This is a genomic window from Streptomyces sp. NPDC053560 (genome assembly GCF_044544605.1).
In the GTDB taxonomy this organism is placed as follows: domain Bacteria; phylum Actinomycetota; class Actinomycetes; order Streptomycetales; family Streptomycetaceae; genus Streptomyces.
The window spans coordinates 1-17,396 of sequence record NZ_JBITXI010000009.1; the positions used below are offsets into that span (position 1 = coordinate 1).

Genomic DNA, 17,396 nt, shown 5'->3' on the forward strand with positions numbered 1-17,396 from the left:
CGCAGGATGAACGGCATCAGCTGCGCCAGGTCCGGGGTCTTGCTGCCCAGCCGGGCCATGATCATGGCCAGCCCGGTGTTGAAGACGAACTGCAGACACAGCGCCGGCAGCGCCAGCAGCCACGACCAGCCCGGCACCTGCCCGAACGCCAGCAGGATCACCACGAGCACACCCATGGAGAACATGAGCTGCTTGAGCTGCATCAGGCAGAACGAGATCGGCAGGCAGGCGCGCGGGAAGTGCAGCGCCCGCACCAGGCCGAGGTTGCCGGAGATGGCCCGGGTCCCCGCCAGCACCGAGCTCTGCGTGAAGGTGAAGATGAAGACGCCCGTGACCAGGAACGGCACGAAGTCCGGCACGCCCCGGCTGGTGCCGAGGAGCAGGCCGAAGATCAAGTAGTAGACCAGCGCGTTCAGCAGCGGCGTCGCCACCTGCCACAGCTGGCCCAGCTTGGCCTGGCTGTACTGGGCGGTCAGCTTGGCGCTGGAGAACGCCGAGATGAAGTGGCGCCGCTGCCACAGCTGCCGCACGTACGCCGGCAGGCTCGGCCGGGCGCCGCTCTGCGTCAGCCCGTACTTCTGGGCCAGCCGCACCGGCGTAAGCCCCTCCTCCGGGGCCCGCTGGGCATTCACGGCGACCGCACTGTCGTGCCTGGTCTCGCTCACAGTTGACACTCTCGTCCTCAAGGGGCGCTTCCCGGAGTGAGGTGGGTACCCCGGGCAGCGCCGGATGCTGCTCTCGCCCCGAGCTTGTCAGATGACCGGAGGCCGGCCCAGTCGGGTCAGTCGCCACACGGTACGCCACTTCATGGGACGCCTGGGGCCGCACGGCTTGGTCCAGCCCTCCTTGAAGCCGCCCAGCCAGGCCCGCAGCCCCGGCAGCGACGGGCGCCGCGCGAGGGTCAGCAGCAGCCATACCCCGAGGTACACCGGTACCAGCGGGGCGGGCAGGTTGCGGCGCGCCAGCCACACCCGATTGCGCGCCACCATCCGGTGGTACACGGCGTGCCGGGTGGGCGCCATGGTCGGGTGCAGCAGGACCATGTCGGAGCGGTAGTCGATCATCCAGCCCGCGTCCAGGGCCCGCCAGGCGAGGTCGGTCTCCTCGTGCGCGTAGAAGAAGTCGTCGGGCAGCCCGCCGACCTCGTCGAAGACCTTCGTGCGGACCGCGTTCGCGCCGCCGAGGAAGGTCGTGACGCGGGAGGAGCGCATCGGGTCGGACGCGCGCAGCCGCGGTACGTGGCGGCGCTGGGTCTCCCCGGTGTCCGGGTCCGCGATGCGGAAGCTGATGATGCCGAGCTCCGGGTCGCGGGCGAACGCCTCGCGGCACAGCTCGGCCGTGTCCATGGTGGCGAGCAGGCCGTCGTCGTCGAGGAAGAGCAGGACGTCCTTCTCCGACCCGCCGGGCCCGAAGGCCTCGATCCCGACGTTCCGGCCCGCCGGGATGCCGACGTTCTCCGGCAGCTCCACGGTCCGTACGCCCTCGGGCAGCTCCGGCAGCGGCGAACCGTTGCCGACGACCACGACCTCGACCGCGTCGCCGTTCTGCTTGGCGACGGAGTCGAGGAGCGCGCGCAGCTCCTCGGGGCGGTTGCCCATGGTGAGGACGACCGCGCCGAGCTTCAGGTTCTGGGGAGTCTGAGTCACTTGAGCCTGCTTGAAGCCATGATGGAAACGAGGTGCAGCAGCGTCTGGAGGAGCGCGATACCGGCCAGCACCGCGACGCCGAGCCGCGAGAAGAACAGGTCTCCGCGGATCGTGTCGAGGACCGCCAGGACCAGGATCAGCAGCGACGCCTCGATCCCGAGGATCAGCCGGTGGAACTGGAGCGCGGCCGCTGCCTTGCGCGCCAGCGCCATGCCGGACGAGCGCGGCACGGACGCCGACTCCTGGACCGGCGGCTTCCCGGTCTGGTGGCGGGCGACGCCGACGAGGTCGGTCTCCGCCTTGATCATGATCGCGCCGACCGCGGCGAGGGTCCCGAGGAAGGCCCACAGCCAGTCGATCCGCCCGGAGCCCCACAGGTCTGCGGCGCGCAGGCCGAAGCCGACCAGCACGGCGGCGTCGGTCAGGTAGGCGCCGACCCGGTCCAGGTACACGCCGCCCAGCGAGTACTGCTCACGCCAGCGGGCGATCTCGCCGTCGACGCAGTCGAGCAGCAGGTAGAGCTGGACCGCGACGACGCCGAGGACGGCGCCCGCGATCCCCGGCACCAGGAGTGCCGGGGCCGCGAGCACGCCGAAGACGGTCATCAGGTAGGTCAGCTGGTTGGGCGTGATCCTGGTGTTCACCAGGTAGCGGTCGCAGCGCAGCGAGATCTCTCGCATGTACAGGCGGCCCGCCCAGTGCTCACCGCTACGGCGGTCCTTCACCCCTGCGGGGTGAACGACGGGCCGGAGTTCAGCTACCGATGGCCTTGGCATAGTCGAGGTATGCGTCCTTGATCTGGTCGGATTTCAGGTTGAGGTGTTCGAGGATCGTGTACCGCCCGGGGCGCGTCTGCGGGGCGTACTCCACGACCTGCACGAACTCGTCCACGGTGAAGCCGATCTCCTCCGGCAGGACCGGCAGGCCGTGACGGCGCAGAACCTCTGCCATGAACACCGACTCCTCGTGGGCCCCGCGCAGATGCATCGCGAAGGCCGCACCCAGGCCGCACTGCTCGCCGTGGCTGGCAGCGCGCTTGGGGAAGAGGAGGTCGAAGGCGTGGTTGATCTCGTGGCAGGCGCCGGACGCCGGGCGGGAGTCGCCCGACACGGACATCGCGATGCCGGTGAGGACCAGGCCCTCGGCGAGCACCTGCAGGAAGCCGTCGTCGCCGACGCCGCCGGGGTGGCGCAGTACGGCCTCGCCGGCCTGGCGCGCCATGGCGGCCGCGAGCCCGTCGATGTCCTCGCCGCGCTCGCGGGCGGCGAGCTCCCAGTCCCGGATGGCGGAGATGTTGGACAGGGCGTCGCCGATGCCGGAGCGGACGAAGCGGACCGGTGCCTCGCGGATCACGTCGAGGTCGATGACCACCGCGATGGGGTTCGGCACGCCGTACGAGCCGCGGCCCGCGTCGTTGTCCAGCGTCGCGACGGGCGAGCAGAGGCCGTCGTGCGACAGGTTCGTCGCGACGGCGACCAGCGGCAGGCCCACGCGCGCCGCCGCGAACTTGGCGCAGTCGATGATCTTGCCGCCGCCGAGGCCCACGACCGCGTCGTAGCGGCCCTTCTTCTTCATGGCGTCGGCGAGCTTGATGGCGTCGTCGAGCGTGCCACCACCCACCTCGAACCACTCGGCGCTGGGCAGCGCCGGCGCGAGCCGCTCACGCAGCACGGATCCGGAGCCGCCGCTGATGGCGATGGCGAGCTTGCCCGACGACGAGATCCTCTGGTCCGCGAGGACACCGGCCAGGTCGTTGAGCGCCCCCGGCCGGATGTCGACGACGAGCGGCGAGGGGATGAGCCTCGTCAGTACTGGCATGCGATCTCACGGCCCTTCGCGAGGTCGTCGTGGTTGTCGATCTCGACCCACTTGACATCGCCGATCGGGGCCACGTCGATCCGGAAGCCACGGTTCACGAGCTCCTGGTAGCCGTGCTCGTAGAACTGCTGCGGGTCCGCCTCGAAGACGGTCTTCAGCGCGTCGGCCAGCTCGTCGGCGGCCTCGCCCTCGATGAGGGTGACACCGATGTACTCACCGGTCGCCTCGGCCGGGTCCATCAGCTTGGTGATCTTCGTCATGCCCTTGTCGGGGTCGACGACGACCTTCATCTCCTCGTCGGCCAGGTCCTTGACCGTGTCCAGCGCGAGGATGATCTTCTTGCCGTCGCCGCGCGCGGCGAGCAGGGTCTTCTCGACGGAGACCGGGTGCACGGTGTCGCCATTGGCGAGGATCACGTCGTGCTTGATCGCGTCACGGCCGCACCAGAGGGAGTAGGCGTTGTTCCACTCCTCTGCCTTGTCGTTGTCGATCAGCGTGAGCTTGAGGCCGTACTTCCGCTCCAGGGCCTCCTTGCGCTCGTACACGGCCTCCTTGCGGTAGCCGACGATGATCCCGACCTCGGTCAGGCCGATCTCGGCGAAGTTGCCGAGGGTGAGGTCGAGGATGGTCGTGTCGCCGTCGACCGGCACCAGGGCCTTGGGGAGGGTGTCGGTGTAGGGACGCAGACGCCGTCCGGCGCCGGCCGCCAGCACGAGGCCGATCATGCGGGTTCTCCTTCGTCGTGTACGGCGGGTGCATGGGAGGACACCCAGAAGCGGATGCTCTCGGTGAGCACCAGCAGCGCCAGGGCCCCCGCAAGGACCGTGAGCGCGATTGTGAAACCTGAGGTGGGCAGCGCGGCCGCGGCGATGGTGACCACGAGGGCGCGGCCCTCGTGCCCGCCGGTCGCCCGTACCAGGGCGCGCGGGGGCGCGCCGCTGCCGCCGCGGATGCGGTACACCGTGTCGTAGTGATGGTAGGCGACCGCGGCCACCAGCCCGAATGCCGCCGGCAACGCTCCGTTCACCTCGGAACGGGCCGCAATCACCAGAATCGCGACGTATTCGCCGATGCGGAAGAACGGCGGTACGAGCCAGTCGAGCGCGCCCTTGAGGGGGCGGGCGACGGCAAGTCCGGAGAGTACGGCGTAGCCGAGCACGGCGACGCAGACCCAGGGGCTTCCCCAGCCGGCGAACGCGGCGGTGGCGATCATCACAGCGGCGCCGGCGGCGGCGATCACGGGGGCCGCGAAGCCGGGGAGCTTGCGCGCCGCGCCCTTGAAGGCGGCGGCGAAGCCCTCCGCGAGCGGCCCGGAGTCGCCGAGGTCGGCGAGCGCCTGCGCGGCCCGGTCGGTACGGCGCGCGCGGCGGGTCAGCGAGCGCAGCACCCGGCCGGCGGTCGTGTAGCACGCGGCCAGCGCGCAGCCGATGAGCAGCACCCAGAAGACGATGCGGGGGGTGGCGCAGGCGGTGAGCACCGCGATCAGGGCCCAGCGCTCGCCGATCGGCAGCACGATCATCCGGCGGGCCCAGACCGTCCAGCCGACGCTGTCGAGCTTGTCGGAGAGGGCCGCGGTGGGGCTGGTGTTGGCGGTGGCGTCGTGGTTCGCCTCGTTGAAGGAGAAGTCCACGACGTGCCGGACCGTCTGCAGCACCATGGCGCCGAGCGCGAGGGCCCAGACGTCGTCCCCGCCGCGGGCCGCGCCGAGCGCCAGGCCCGCGTAGTACGCGTACTCCTTGGCACGGTCGAACGTCGCGTCGAGCCAGGCACCCATCGTCGAGTACTGCAGGGAGTAACGGGCGAGCTGCCCGTCCGTGCAGTCCAGGACGAAGGAGAAGAGGAGGAGCAGCCCTGCGGCGATGAAGCCGCCGCGGGTGCCGGTGGCCGCGCAGCCCGCCGCGATCAGCGCGGTGAGCAGGGACGCGGTGGTGACCTGGTTCGGGGTGAGGCCGCGCCGCGCGCACCAGCGGGCGATGTACCGGGAGTACGGGCTGATGCAGTACGTGGTGAAGAACCCGTCGCGGGACTTCACGGCGGTCCGCAGCCGTACGGCCTCGTCGTCCACGGCGCTCACGGCGGCCCGTGCCTCGTGACGCTGCTGTGCGCCGGAGGGTACGGAGGCGACCAGCGAGCCGAGCTCGGGGTGGTGCACCGATACGCCCTCGGCGTCCAGCGCCGTTGCCACGGCGTCCGGGAGCCCGTCGGCGGAGTCCGCCGTGGCGAGCGCGCGGGTGAGCGCGGCGCGCGCCTCGGGCTGCGCCGTGAGCGCGCCGGTGACGGCCGCGGCCGGGAAGCGGGGGTCGGTCAGGGCCAGGCGCAGGCTGTGCAGGTGGCCGACGAACCGGGCGTCGACCAGCGCGACCCGGCGGCCTGCGGGGACCTCGGCCAGCAGCCGGGCCGCATCGGCGGCGTCGGCCGCGCTGCGGACATCGAAGCCCAGCTCGCGCAGGTCGCCCTCGAGCGGCGACCCGGCGACCGGCGCACCGGTGAGGATTGCGGTCGACAGACGAATTCACTCCCTGAATGCTGGCAAGGCCGCCGGCCGGTCCGCATTCGATACGAACTACCCGGGCAGCAGTCGTGGCACACCTCGGGCCCCGGAGGGGTCGGTGGCACGTCGGCAGAGGTTAGCGGATCGCCGGATGCGGCCGTTCACCACGCATTCACCGCCCGGTGGCCGACCGGCGGCGGCGTCTGCCGCGATCATCATGGTGGATCTTGCCGTCGATGAACAACTGCGGCGCTGGTTAGGGTGCCGGTTATGACATGGCTGATCACAGGTGGGACGGGTTATATCGGCGCGCATGTGGCGAGGGCCATGGTGGCGGCGGGCGAGCAGGTCGTCGTGCTCGACGACGTCTCCAGTGGATACCCCGCCCGGCTGCCCGCCGGGGTGCCTCTGGTGCGCGCTTCGGTACAGGACCGTGACGTGGTGGACGCCACGCTCGCGGAGCACGGCGTGACCGGCGTCATCCACCTCGCAGCGAAGAAGCAGGTCGGCGAGTCGGTGGAGCAGCCGCTGACGTACTACAGGGAGAACGTGCACGGGCTGACCGTGCTGCTGGAGGCGGTGGCCGCGGCCGGTGTGCGCCGCTTCGTCCTCTCCTCGTCGGCGGCGGTGTACGGCATGCCGGACGTCGACCTCGTCACCGAGGACACCCCGTGCACGCCGATGAACCCCTACGGCGAGACCAAGCTCGCGGGCGAGTGGCTGGTGCGCGCCGCGGGCCGGGCGCACGGCATCGCGACCGCCTGCCTGCGTTACTTCAACGTGGCGGGTGCGGCGGCGCCGGAGCTGGCGGACGTCGGGGTCTTCAACATCATTCCGATGATGTTCGAGAAGGTGACCGCCGGCGAGCCGCCGCGGATCTTCGGCGACGACTACGACACCCCCGACGGCACCTGCGTCCGGGACTACATCCACGTCGAGGACCTGGCCGAGGCGCACCTCGCCGCCGCCCGCCGGCTCACGGACCTCGACAGCCCGCAGGACCTCACGCTCAACGTCGGCACCGGTCAGGGCGTCTCCGTACGGGAAATGGCCGATCTGGTGCTCGGGGTCAGCGGCCGCCATGACCTGACGCCCGTCGTCGAGGCGCGGCGGGCCGGTGACCCGGCGCGGGTGGTCGCCTCGTGCGAGCGGGCGACCCGGGAGCTGGGCTGGCGCGCCCGGCACGGCATCGACGCGATGGTCGGCTCGGCCTGGGAGGGCTGGTGCCGCCACCATCCGGAGGCTCGTGGGGCCGCAGAGGAGGGCGCACGGTCGGCTTGAGACGGCGCGTAAAGGCTGCTGCGCGCCGCCTGTTCTGCCACGCCGCACACGGTGCGGCACTGCGCCACTGATACGGGCGCTACTAGGGCAGACTGAACATCGAGGACCGACCGAGAAGGATGGGCATGCCGATCACACCTGCCAACGGACAGACCGCCGGAACCGCGGCGGTGGCCGCGCCGGACACGGCCGCGGAGCCGATCATGCTGGAGCTGGTGGACGAGGACGGTAGAACGATCGGTACGGCGGAGAAGCTCGCCGCTCATCAGGCACCCGGGCAGCTGCACCGCGCGTTCTCCGTGTTCCTCTTCGACGAGCAGGGGCGGCTGCTGCTGCAGCGCCGCGCGCTGGGGAAGTACCACTCCCCCGGTGTGTGGTCCAACACCGCCTGCGGCCATCCGTACCCGGACGAGAAGCCGTTCGCGGCGGCGGCCCGGCGTACCGCCGAGGAGCTGGGTGTCGCCCCGTCGCTCCTCGGTGAGGCCGGCACCGTGCGCTACAACCACCCGGACCCGGAGTCCGGGCTGGTCGAGCAGGAGTACAACCACCTCTTCGTGGGCCTGGTCCGGGACACCCCGCAGCCGGACCCCGAGGAGGTCGGCGAGTACGCCTTCGTGACGCCGGCCGAGCTGACCCGGCGCCATGCCGAGGCGCCGTTCTCGGTGTGGTTCATGACCGTCCTGGACGCGGCGCGTCCGGCGATCCGTGAGCTCACAGGGGCGTCGGCGGGCTGGTAGGCGTGGGCACCTCGGCGAGCGGCAGCTCGGCCCAGACGACCTTGCCGCCGCTCGCCGTGTGCTCCACCCCGCACTTTCCGCCGGCCTCGGTGGTGAGCATCTTGATCAGCCAGAGGCCACGGCCGCCGACGTCTTCCTCGTCGGCCTCCATTGCCGTGGGCCGGTACGGGTGGTTGTCCTCGACGGCGATCCGTACCCAGTCCGCGCCGACCGCCAGCTCGACGGCGATCTGCGGGGAGAGCAGGGCTGCGTGCTGCACCGCGTTGGTGACCAGCTCGGAAGTGATCAGCAGCAGGCCGTCCACGATGTCGGGCCCCGCGGGCACGCGCTGGTCGCCGAGCAGATCCCGTACGGCGTGCCGAGCCTGTGGCACCGAGGACTCCAGTGCCGGAGCGGTGAACCTCCAGACACCTTCGTACGCGAGCGGGGCCGTCAGCTCCTCGGGAGGTTCGGCTGGGGGTCCGGAAGGCATCCTCACCCTTCGAGTGTTGGGAATCCCACCGTCCGGGCTGGCCTGCTGACAAAAAGTCAGCACTTATCGATAGTTTTTGAACGCATTTCTACGTGTCGATCATCCGAGAGATCGACTTTGACCCTTTTGTTCTTGTTTGAAGAACTGCGAGGAAGAGATGCGTTTCTCCGTTTCTCCCGCTTCGCCCGGGCCGAGCCGGGCCGGAGCACCGGCTCAGGGAACCGGCCGCACACACGCCAAAGGCCCCTTCCTGTGAAGAAGGGGCCTTCGGTACGCACTGTTGCGTGAGTAGCGGGGACAGGATTTGAACCTGCGACCTCTGGGTTATGAGCCCAGCGAGCTACCGAGCTGCTCCACCCCGCGTCGGTGAACACCACCTTACGGGTTCCGTCCGGCAGGGCCAAATCCATTACCGGCCGGACCGGCGGCTTCCCGTCAGCGCTCCGTGACCCGACCGTCCGCGACCTCGATGCGGCGCGTGGTGTGCACCGCCTCCAGCAGCCGGCGGTCATGGCTGACCAGCAGCAGCGTGCCGTCGTACGACGCGAGCGCGGACTCCAGCTGCTCGATCGCCGGCAGGTCGAGGTGGTTGGTCGGCTCGTCCAGGACGAGGAGGTTCACGCCGCGGCCTTGCAGGAGCGCGAGCGCCGCCCGGGTCCGCTCCCCCGGCGAGAGCGTGGCCACCGGGCGCAGTACGTGCCCGGCCTTCAGCCCGAACTTCGCCAGCAGCGTCCGCACGTCCGCCGGCGCCATCTCGGGGACGGAGCGCCGGAACGCGTCCACGAGCGGTTCGCCGGCCGCGCCCGGGTGCTGGAAGAGCTGGCCGCGGGCCTGCTCGATCTCCCCGACGACGACGCCGGGACCGAGGTACGCGTCCCCGTCGTCGAGCGGCAGCCGCCCGAGCAGCGCGCCGAGGAGGGTGGACTTGCCGGAGCCGTTCGGGCCGGTGATCGCTACCCGGTCCGCCCAGTCGATCTGCAGGTCCACCGGGCCGAAGCGGAAGTCGCCGCGGGCCAGGCGCGCGCCGCGCAGCGTGGCGACCACGGCGCCGGAGCGCGGCGCCGCCGCGATCTCCATGCGCAGCTCCCACTCCTTGCGCGGCTCCTCGACGACGTCCAGCCGGTCGATCAGGCGCTGGGTCTGCTTGGCCTTCGCCGCCTGCTTCTCGGTGGCCTCCACCCGGCCCTTGCGGGCGATCTTGTCGTTGTCGGGAGCCTTGCGGCGGGCGTTCTTGACGCCCTTCTCCATCCAGTTGCGCTGGAGGTGGGCGCGCGCTTCGAGGGACGCCTTGGTCTCGGCGTACTCCTCGTACTCCTCGCGTGCGTGCCGCCGGGCCCGCTCGCGCTCCTCCAGATACGCGGCGTACCCGCCGCCGAAGGCGTTCACCTGCTGCTGCGCGAGGTCCAGTTCCACCACCCGGTCGACCGTGCGGGTCAGGAACTCGCGGTCGTGGCTGACCAGGACGGTGCCGGCCCGGAGCCCGGTGACGAACCGCTCCAGCCGGTCCAGGCCGTCCAGGTCCAGGTCGTTGGTCGGCTCGTCCAGGAGGAAGACGTCGTACCGGGAGAGGAGGAGGGAGGCGAGCGAGGCGCGGGCCGCCTGGCCTCCCGAGAGGGAGGTCATCGGCTGGTCCAGGCCGACCGCCAGGCCCAGCTGGGCGGCGGTCTCCCCGGCCCGCTCGTCCAGGTCGGCGGCGCCGAGCGCGAGCCAGCGCTCCAGGGCGACGGCGTACGCGTCGTCGGCGCCCGGCTTCTCCTCGACCAGCGCCTGGGTCGCCTCGTCCAGGGCGAGCTGGGCGGCGGCGACGCCGGTGCGGCGGGCGAGGAAGTCGCGGACCGACTCCCCGGCCCTGCGCTCGGGTTCCTGCGGGAGGTGGCCGACGGTGGCGGTGGCGGGGCTCAGCCGCAGCTCGCCCTCCTGCGGGGTGTCCAGCCCGGCGAACAGCCGCAGCAGTGTGGACTTGCCCGCGCCGTTGGCACCGACCAGCCCGATCACCTCCCCCGGCGCGACGACGAGGTCGAGCCCGGAGAACAGGGTGCGGTCACCGTGGCCGGCGGCGAGGTTCTTGGCGACGAGAGTGGCAGACATCAGACCGCCGATCGTAGCCGCGCCGCCGCCGAACAGGCGCGGCATTTCCCGCGGCCCCGCGCACGTGGGCCATCAGCCCTGCACTCGTGGGCATCAGCCCTGCGCACGTGAGCTCCGGCCTGCGTGCACGGGCTCCGGCCTGCGCACGCGGGTCCACGGGGCCGCGTACGGCCGGGGGTTCGGACGTACGGGTGCCTTCCCACGTGCCGAGGCACTGTGATCGCGGTCTCTCCGGCGGGACGCGGGCCGGGCGTCGGTTCTACGATCCGCAGCATGAACCCAGGGCTCAGCACGCGTGTCAGCGGCGGCACCGCGACCGTCACGATCAGCAATCCCGCCAAGCGGAACGCCATGACGGCCGCCATGTGGCGGGCGGTGCCGGAGCTGGTGGCGCGGCTGGCCGAGGACCGGTCCGTCCGCGTACTGGTACTGACCGGCGAGGGCAATACGTTCTGCGCGGGGGCCGACATCGGGTCGCTGCGCGAGTCGGGGGACGAGAACCGCGGGCTCGCGCAGGCCGCCGAGGAGGCGCTCGCCGCCTTCCCCAAGCCCTCGCTGGCCGCGGTCCGCGGCTACTGCGTGGGCGGTGGCAGCCAGCTCGCGGCCGCCTGTGACCTGCGGTTCGCCGAGGAGGGCGCGCTCTTCGGTATCACCCCGGCGAAGCTGGGGATCGTCTACCCGGCCGCCTCCACCCGGCGGCTCGTACGCCTGGTGGGCCCGGCGACCGCCAAGTACCTCCTCTTCTCCGGGGAGTTGATCGACTGCGCGCGGGCGCTGCGGTCCGGGCTGGTGGACGAGGTGCTGCCGGAGGGCGAGCTGGACAAGCGGGTCGCGGACTTCTCGGCGGTGCTGGCGAGCCGGTCACAGCTGACCCAGGCGGCGGCGAAGGAGTTCGCCGACGGGCCGGCGGACGCGGAGCGGGACGCGTACTGGGAGGAGCAGGCGCGCGGCAGCGGCGACACGGCGGAGGGCGTCGCCGCCTTCCTCGAGCGCCGGGCGCCGCGCTTCGAGTGGACGGTGTGAGCCACCCGGTCGACGGCCGGGACGAGCCGCGCCGGCTGATATGGCCGACCGCATCGGCGCCGGGCCGGCCGGAGCCCGCGGCGCACGCCGCTCCCGGGGGCCGCACGCTGCCAAGAGGCCCCGACGGCTCGCCTCACCCGAAGGCGCCCCGCTCCGGCCAGAAGTCCAGCAGCTTCGCGTCGCCGATGACCTCGACGGTGCCCTCCTGCGCAGACCGCCGCCGGTAGATCGTCAGCAGCAGCTCGACGAGGGGGCCGCGCACGGTGACCGCGGACTTCTCGTGGCGTGAAAGCGCAACAGGTCGGTCTGCGCGACGATTTCGCCGCGGTGCCGCTCGAAACGCATCGGGTCATGGGGAAACCGTAGACCGCACCACTGACAACGCCCCGGCGGAACGTGTCCGCCGGGGCGTCCGTGTCAGGCCGAGCCCTTCAGGAGGAAGCGGCTGCGGTCGCGCAGCGCCGCCACGACCTCTGCCGGCGCCTTCTCCGGCGAGCCGCTGTCGTACGGCGGCTGCGGGTCGTACTCGACGGCGAGCTGCACGGTCTGCGCGAGGGTGTCGCCCTGGAGCCGGCCCAGGAGGGTCAGGCCCATGTCGATGCCCGAGGAGACGCCGGCCGCCGTGACGTACTTGCCGTCGAAGACGACCCGCTCCCCCGTGGGCTCCGCTCCGTACTCCTTGAGCTGGTCCAGCGCGAGCCAGTGGGAGGTGGCGCGGCGCCCCTCCAGGAGTCCGGCGGCGGCCAGCAGCAGCGAGCCGGTGCACACGGAGGTGGTCCAGGTGGTGGCGGTGTCGACGGCGCGCAGCCACTCGTGGAGCGGCCCGTCGGCCATCAGGTCGCTCTGCCCGGGGCCGCCGGGTACGACCAGGAGGTCGGGCGCGGTGACGTCTTCCAGGGCCGCGTCGGCGACCATCGCGAGGCCATGGCTGTCGTTGCGTACGGGGCCCGTGCGCTCGGCCACGAAGACGGTCTCCGCGCCGGGCAGCCGCCCGAGCGTGTCGTACGGCCCGACGGCGTCCAGGGCGGTGAAGCGGTCGTAGAGGAGGATCGCGATCTGCACGAGGTGCCCTTTCGTCAGCGTGCGGCCGACGGCTGAGGGGCCGCCGGGTGGTGCGGGCGGTACCGGCGCCGGTACTCCGCCGGGCCGGTGCCGAGGGCGCGCAGGAAGGCGCGGCGCATGGCTTCGGGGGTGCCGTATCCGCAGCGGCGCGCGACGCGTTCGACGCCGTCGGTGGTGTCCTCCAGGAGCCGGCGCGCGGCCTCCAGCCGGACTCTGTCGACATAGCGACCTGGCGTCATGCCGACTTCGTCGCGGAATGCCCGCGCGAAGTGGCGTGGTGAGAGCCCGGAGCGGGCCGCGAGCGCCTCGACGGACAGGTCGGCGGCCGGGTGCTCGGTGATCCAGTGCTGGACCTCGCGCAACGGCGGGCGCTCCGCGGTCTGCGCGGCGAGCTGGGCGCTGAACTGCGTCTGGTTGCCGGGGCGGCGCAGGAAGACGACGAGGTGGCGGGCGACGGTCAGTGCCACGTCCCGGCCGTGGTCCTCCTCCACGAGGGCCAGTGCGAGGTCGATGCCCGCGGTGACGCCGGCGGAGGTGGCCAGGTCGCCGTCCCGGATGAAGATCGGCTCAGGGTCTACGTCGACGCCGGGGAAGCGGCCGGCCAGCGTGTCGCACATCGCCCAGTGCGTGGTGGCGCGGCGGCCGTCCAGCAGGCCGGCGGCGGCCAGCAGGAACGCGCCCGTGCAGACCGAGACCTTGCGGCCGGCCCGCGGTGCATGAGTACGCAGCCAGTGGACGAGGCGCGGGTCGGGGTCCCTGGTGCCCTGCCCGCCGGGCACCAGGAGGGTGTCCGGGGGTGCCGCGTCGGACAGCGCCAGGTCGGGCGTGATCCGCAGGCCGCTGGAGGTGCGTATTGGGGTGCCGTCGAACGTGGCGGTACGGACCCGGTAGGCGCCGGGCACACAGTGGCCGGCGCCCGTGAAGACCTCCAGGGGGCCGGTGACGTCCAGGCTCTGGACGCCGTCGAAGAGGACGACCAGTACGTCGTGCGATGGCATGGCTCCATCGTGGGCGCGGTGCACGATGGCGGCAATGACGTCTTTCCCACCTTTCCTGCCACGAAGGCCGGCCCGACCGTCCGCCCGCCCCGGACTACCGGGCATACCGACGGGTCGGTAACGTGCTGCCATGACCACCACGGCTTCCTCGCAGGACCACTCCGCGCTGCCCGACCGCGCCGGACGACGCTGTCACAACGTCGTCAACCCGCTGCACTCCACCGTCTACTTCGCCCCGGACTTCCCCGCCGAGATGGCGAAGCTCGGCATCGAGGACCGCAGCGCCGCCTATTTCCTCGGCCGGGCCGCCGCCATGGGCCCGGTGGGCCCCGGCGTCATCGCCGCGACGTTCTACAACTTCAAGTACGAGCTGATCGCCCGGCACATCCCGGAGGCCTGGTCGGTCGTCACGCCGCAGCAGGTGCTCGACGCGCGGCTGCGCGCCGCCGACAGCACGCTCCGCCGGCTGCTGGGCGACGAGCTGGCGGAGTCCGACGAGATGGCCGAGGCGGCCCGGCTCGCGCTCCGCGCCGCCGAGGCCTGCGCCCGCCACGCCCGGCCGCTGTACGCCGCCCACGCCGACCTCCCGGTGCCCGAGGCGCCGCACCTGGCGTACTGGCACGCCGCCACCCTGCTGCGTGAGCACCGCGGTGACGGCCATCTCATCGCGCTCGCCGACGCCGGCCTGGGCCCCCTGGAGGCGCTCGCCTCGCACACCGCCAGCGGCCGCGGGATGAGCACCAAGTGGATCCTGGCGACCCGCGGCTGGTCGGCCGAGGAGTGGCAGGGGGCGCGCGACGCGCTGCGCGACCGCGGCCTCCTGGACGCCGAATACGGCCTGACCGAGGCCGGTACGCGGCTCCGCGCCGACCTGGAGGACACCACCGACCGCCTGGACGCGGCGCCTTACGAGCACCTCGGAGCGGAGGGCGTGGCCCGGCTGACGGAGCTGGCCACGAAGTTCACCACCACCGCGGTCGGCAACGGGGCGTTCCCCGCCGATCTGTTCGGCCAGGGCTGAGCCGGGCTTCGGGGCGGGCCGCCGGGCGTCCGGCGGCCCGCCCCGCTGCCGTGCCTCTTGTCACACCTGTGTACTCCTGCCCGGGTCACGCGACAGGCCGGACCGCGACCCTGCACAATGCAGGCTCAAGCACAGCGCGAGAAGGCAGGTCGGGAGCATCGTGACGGCAACCACCGAGTCCACCGGGCCCATCCAGTCCCCGGGGGCTCCCGGGGCCCCGGGGTCCATCGAGAGCAGGATCGCCGAGGAGCTCGGCGTCAGGGAGCGGCAGGTGAAGGCCGCGGTCGAACTGCTCGACGGCGGCTCGACCGTGCCGTTCATCGCCCGGTACCGCAAGGAAGCGACGGAGATGCTCGACGACGCGCAGCTGCGCGCGTTGGAGGAGCGGCTGCGCTACCTGCGGGAGCTGGAGGAGCGCCGGACGGCCGTCCTGGAGTCCGTACGGTCCCAGGGGAAGCTGGACGCGACGCTGGAGGCGCAGATCCGGGGCGCGGAGTCCAAGGCCCGCCTGGAGGACATCTACCTGCCGTTCAAGCCGAAGCGGCGGACGAAGGCACAGATCGCCCGTGAGGCGGGTCTGGAGCCGCTCGCCGACGGTCTGCTGAGCGACCCGTCCGTGGAGCCGCAGGCGGCCGCCGCCGCGTTCGTGGACGCCGACAAGGGCGTGGCCGACCCGGCAGCCGCCCTCGAAGGCGCGCGGGCCATCCTCACCGAACGGTTCAGCGAGGACGCGGACCTCATCGGCGAGCTGCGCGAGCGGATGTGGACCCGCGGCCAGGTGACGTCGAAGGTGCGCGAGGGCAAGGAGGAGGCGGGCGCGAAGTTCGCCGACTACTTCGACTTCGCCGAGCCCTTCACGGAGCTGCCCTCGCACCGCGTCCTGGCCATGTTCCGCGGCGAGAAGGAGGAGGTCCTCGACCTCGCTCTGGAGCCGGAGACCGAGCCGGTCGAGGGCCGGACGTCGTACGAGTCGTCCATCGCACAGCGGTTCGGGATCGCCGACCGCGGCCGCCCGGCCGACGGCTGGCTGCTGGACACCGTGCGCTGGGCGTGGCGTACCCGCGTCCTCGTGCACCTCGGTATCGACCTGCGACTGCGGCTGCGGCAGGCCGCCGAGGACGAGGGCGTACGGGTGTTCGCCTCCAACCTCCGTGACCTGCTGCTGGCCGCGCCGGCCGGCACCCGCGCCACGATGGGCCTCGACCCCGGCTTCCGTACGGGCGTGAAGGTGGCCGTCGTGGACGCGACCGGCAAGGTGGCCGCCACGGACACGATCTACCCGCACGTGCCCCAGCAGAAGTGGGACGCCTCGCTGGCCACTCTGGCGAAGCTCGCCCGCGAGCACGATGTGGAGCTCATCGCGATCGGCAACGGCACGGCCTCGCGCGAGACGGACAAGCTGGCCGCCGACCTGATCGCCGCGCAGCCGGAGTTGAAGCTGACGAAGGTGATGGTCTCCGAGGCGGGTGCCTCGGTGTACTCCGCCTCCGCCTTCGCCTCCCAGGAACTGCCCGGCATGGACGTGTCGCTGCGCGGCGCGGTGTCCATCGCGCGCCGTCTCCAGGACCCGCTGGCCGAGCTGGTCAAGATCGACCCGAAGTCGATCGGCGTCGGGCAGTACCAGCACGACCTCTCCGAGGTGAAGCTCTCGCGCTCCCTGGACGCGGTCGTCGAGGACTGCGTGAACGGCGTCGGCGTGGACGTCAACACCGCCTCGGCGCCGCTGCTCTCCCGGGTCTCCGGCATCGGTTCGGGCCTGGCCGAGAACATCGTGGCGCACCGCGACGCCAACGGCCCATTCCGTACCCGCAAGGCGCTCAAGGACGTGGCGCGGCTGGGCCCGAAGGCGTACGAGCAGTGCGCGGGCTTCCTGCGGATCCGCAACGGCGACGACCCGCTGGACGCCTCCAGCGTGCACCCGGAGTCCTACCCCGTGGTGCGCCGGATCGTCACTGCAGCGGGCAACGACGTGCCCTCCCTGATCGGCAACACCGCGGTGCTGCGCACCCTGAGGCCGGCCGACTTCGTGGACGACTCCTTCGGTCTGCCGACCGTCACGGACATCCTGAGCGAGCTGGAGAAGCCGGGGCGTGACCCGCGGCCCGAGTTCAGGACGGCGACCTTCAAGGAGGGTGTCGAGAAGATCGGCGACCTGCAGTCCGGGATGCTCCTGGAAGGCGTCGTCACCAACGTGGCCGCCTTCGGTGCCTTCGTCGACATCGGCGTGCACCAGGACGGCCTCGTGCACGTCTCGGCGATGTCGAAGACGTTCGTGAAGGACCCGCGGGACGTGGTGAAGCCGGGCGACATCGTGCGCGTGAAGGTGCTCGACGTCGACATCCCGCGGAAGCGGATCTCGCTGACGCTGCGGCTGGACGACGACCACAACGCGGCCTCCGGCCAGGGCGGCCAGGGCGGTGGCCGCGGCGGGCGCCGCGAGGAGCGCGGCGGCGAGCGGCGCGGCGGTACGCCGCGGCAGCGGCAGGGCGGCGGCCAGGGCCGGCAGGGCGGCGGCAACGCCCGCGGCGGACGCGGCGGCGGCCGGGACGCGGCCCCCGCGAACGGCGCGATGGCCGACGCGCTGCGCCGCGCGGGCCTGCTGGGCAAGGACGGCGGCAAGCGCTGAGCCGATAGGCGGCGCAACGCCCCGGGCACGAACGACGGCGGGCGGCCGGAGCATACGTGTGCTCCGGCCGCCCGCCCTTGTATGTGCGGCAGGGCACCGTGCCCGTAGGGCCCACCCGAGGCCACGCCTGCGG

General features: G+C 72.1%; 16 protein-coding genes and 1 tRNA gene. 5 read left to right on the plus strand and 12 right to left on the minus strand.

Annotation, left to right across the window (positions count from 1 at the left end):
• From ACIGQF_RS21910 to ACIGQF_RS21935, 6 genes are all read right to left on the minus strand, one after another.
• A partial coding sequence (locus ACIGQF_RS21910) for an ABC transporter permease (RefSeq protein WP_399712683.1) occupies window positions 1-665 on the minus strand: 665 nt, incomplete at its 3' end.
• Window positions 666-752: 87 nt separating this feature from the next.
• On the minus strand, window positions 753-1,625 hold the full coding sequence (locus tag ACIGQF_RS21915; protein ID WP_399713562.1) for a glycosyltransferase family 2 protein: 873 nt from the start codon (window positions 1,623-1,625) through the stop codon (window positions 753-755).
• Between the two features lie 17 nt (window positions 1,626-1,642).
• Window positions 1,643-2,422: a CDP-alcohol phosphatidyltransferase family protein gene (locus tag ACIGQF_RS21920; RefSeq protein ID WP_361561218.1), complete on the minus strand. Its 780-nt coding sequence runs from the start codon at window positions 2,420-2,422 to the stop codon at window positions 1,643-1,645.
• Window positions 2,400-3,464 carry an iron-containing alcohol dehydrogenase family protein gene (locus ACIGQF_RS21925; protein WP_399712687.1) on the minus strand — a complete coding sequence of 355 codons (1,065 nt, stop codon included), beginning with the start codon at window positions 3,462-3,464 and terminating at the stop codon, window positions 2,400-2,402. The genes ACIGQF_RS21920 and ACIGQF_RS21925 overlap by 23 nt, the downstream gene beginning before the upstream one ends.
• The gene (locus ACIGQF_RS21930; protein WP_399712689.1) at window positions 3,452-4,189 is read right to left on the minus strand and encodes a sugar phosphate nucleotidyltransferase; all 738 of its coding nucleotides are present in this window, start codon (window positions 4,187-4,189) and stop codon (window positions 3,452-3,454) included. The genes ACIGQF_RS21925 and ACIGQF_RS21930 overlap by 13 nt, the downstream gene beginning before the upstream one ends.
• Window positions 4,186-5,970 (minus strand): DUF5941 domain-containing protein, encoded by a 1,785-nt coding sequence (locus ACIGQF_RS21935; RefSeq protein ID WP_399713564.1) that lies wholly within the window; start codon window positions 5,968-5,970, stop codon window positions 4,186-4,188. The genes ACIGQF_RS21930 and ACIGQF_RS21935 overlap by 4 nt, the downstream gene beginning before the upstream one ends.
• 255 nt (window positions 5,971-6,225) lie before the next feature.
• Here ACIGQF_RS21935 and galE point away from each other — a divergent pair, with 255 nt between their 5' ends.
• Window positions 6,226-7,236: a UDP-glucose 4-epimerase GalE gene (gene galE, locus ACIGQF_RS21940; RefSeq protein WP_399712692.1), complete on the plus strand. Its 1,011-nt coding sequence runs from the start codon at window positions 6,226-6,228 to the stop codon at window positions 7,234-7,236.
• A gap of 125 nt (window positions 7,237-7,361) precedes the next feature.
• Entirely contained in the window at window positions 7,362-7,973 is a 612-nt protein-coding gene (gene idi, locus ACIGQF_RS21945) for an isopentenyl-diphosphate Delta-isomerase (RefSeq protein ID WP_399712694.1), read from the plus strand.
• Here the strand turns inward: idi and ACIGQF_RS21950 are convergent.
• The 3 genes from ACIGQF_RS21950 to ACIGQF_RS21960 form a co-directional block, all read right to left on the minus strand.
• Window positions 7,948-8,445 carry an ATP-binding protein gene (locus tag ACIGQF_RS21950; RefSeq protein ID WP_399712697.1) on the minus strand — a complete coding sequence of 166 codons (498 nt, stop codon included), beginning with the start codon at window positions 8,443-8,445 and terminating at the stop codon, window positions 7,948-7,950. The genes idi and ACIGQF_RS21950 overlap by 26 nt on opposite strands.
• Before the next feature lie 289 nt (window positions 8,446-8,734).
• Window positions 8,735-8,808: transfer RNA gene (locus ACIGQF_RS21955), tRNA-Met, on the minus strand.
• Window positions 8,809-8,880: 72 nt separating this feature from the next.
• A complete protein-coding gene (locus tag ACIGQF_RS21960) occupies window positions 8,881-10,533 on the minus strand; it encodes an ABC-F family ATP-binding cassette domain-containing protein (RefSeq protein WP_399712699.1) in 1,653 nt (550 codons plus the stop codon).
• A gap of 273 nt (window positions 10,534-10,806) precedes the next feature.
• On the opposite strand from ACIGQF_RS21960, the gene ACIGQF_RS21965 reads away from it, so the two are divergent.
• Window positions 10,807-11,556 carry an enoyl-CoA hydratase/isomerase family protein gene (locus ACIGQF_RS21965; protein ID WP_399712701.1) on the plus strand — a complete coding sequence of 250 codons (750 nt, stop codon included), beginning with the start codon at window positions 10,807-10,809 and terminating at the stop codon, window positions 11,554-11,556.
• Between the two features lie 133 nt (window positions 11,557-11,689).
• Here the strand turns inward: ACIGQF_RS21965 and ACIGQF_RS21970 are convergent, their stop codons facing one another.
• The 3 genes from ACIGQF_RS21970 to ACIGQF_RS21980 all read right to left on the minus strand — a co-directional run bounded on the left by ACIGQF_RS21970 (window position 11,690) and on the right by ACIGQF_RS21980 (window position 13,616).
• Complete coding sequence (locus ACIGQF_RS21970) at window positions 11,690-11,818, minus strand: hypothetical protein (RefSeq protein WP_399712703.1); 129 nt, start codon at window positions 11,816-11,818, stop codon at window positions 11,690-11,692.
• Window positions 11,819-11,973: 155 nt separating this feature from the next.
• A complete protein-coding gene (locus ACIGQF_RS21975) occupies window positions 11,974-12,618 on the minus strand; it encodes a DJ-1/PfpI family protein (protein WP_399712706.1) in 645 nt (214 codons plus the stop codon).
• Between the two features lie 14 nt (window positions 12,619-12,632).
• Entirely contained in the window at window positions 12,633-13,616 is a 984-nt protein-coding gene (locus ACIGQF_RS21980; RefSeq protein WP_399712709.1) for a GlxA family transcriptional regulator, read from the minus strand.
• Between the two features lie 130 nt (window positions 13,617-13,746).
• On the opposite strand from ACIGQF_RS21980, the gene ACIGQF_RS21985 reads away from it, so the two are divergent.
• Complete coding sequence (locus tag ACIGQF_RS21985; RefSeq protein WP_399712711.1) at window positions 13,747-14,637, plus strand: hypothetical protein; 891 nt, start codon at window positions 13,747-13,749, stop codon at window positions 14,635-14,637.
• Window positions 14,638-14,827: 190 nt separating this feature from the next.
• Window positions 14,828-17,263: a Tex family protein gene (locus ACIGQF_RS21990; RefSeq protein WP_399713566.1), complete on the plus strand. Its 2,436-nt coding sequence runs from the start codon at window positions 14,828-14,830 to the stop codon at window positions 17,261-17,263.
• Window positions 17,264-17,396: the final 133 nt, after the last annotated feature.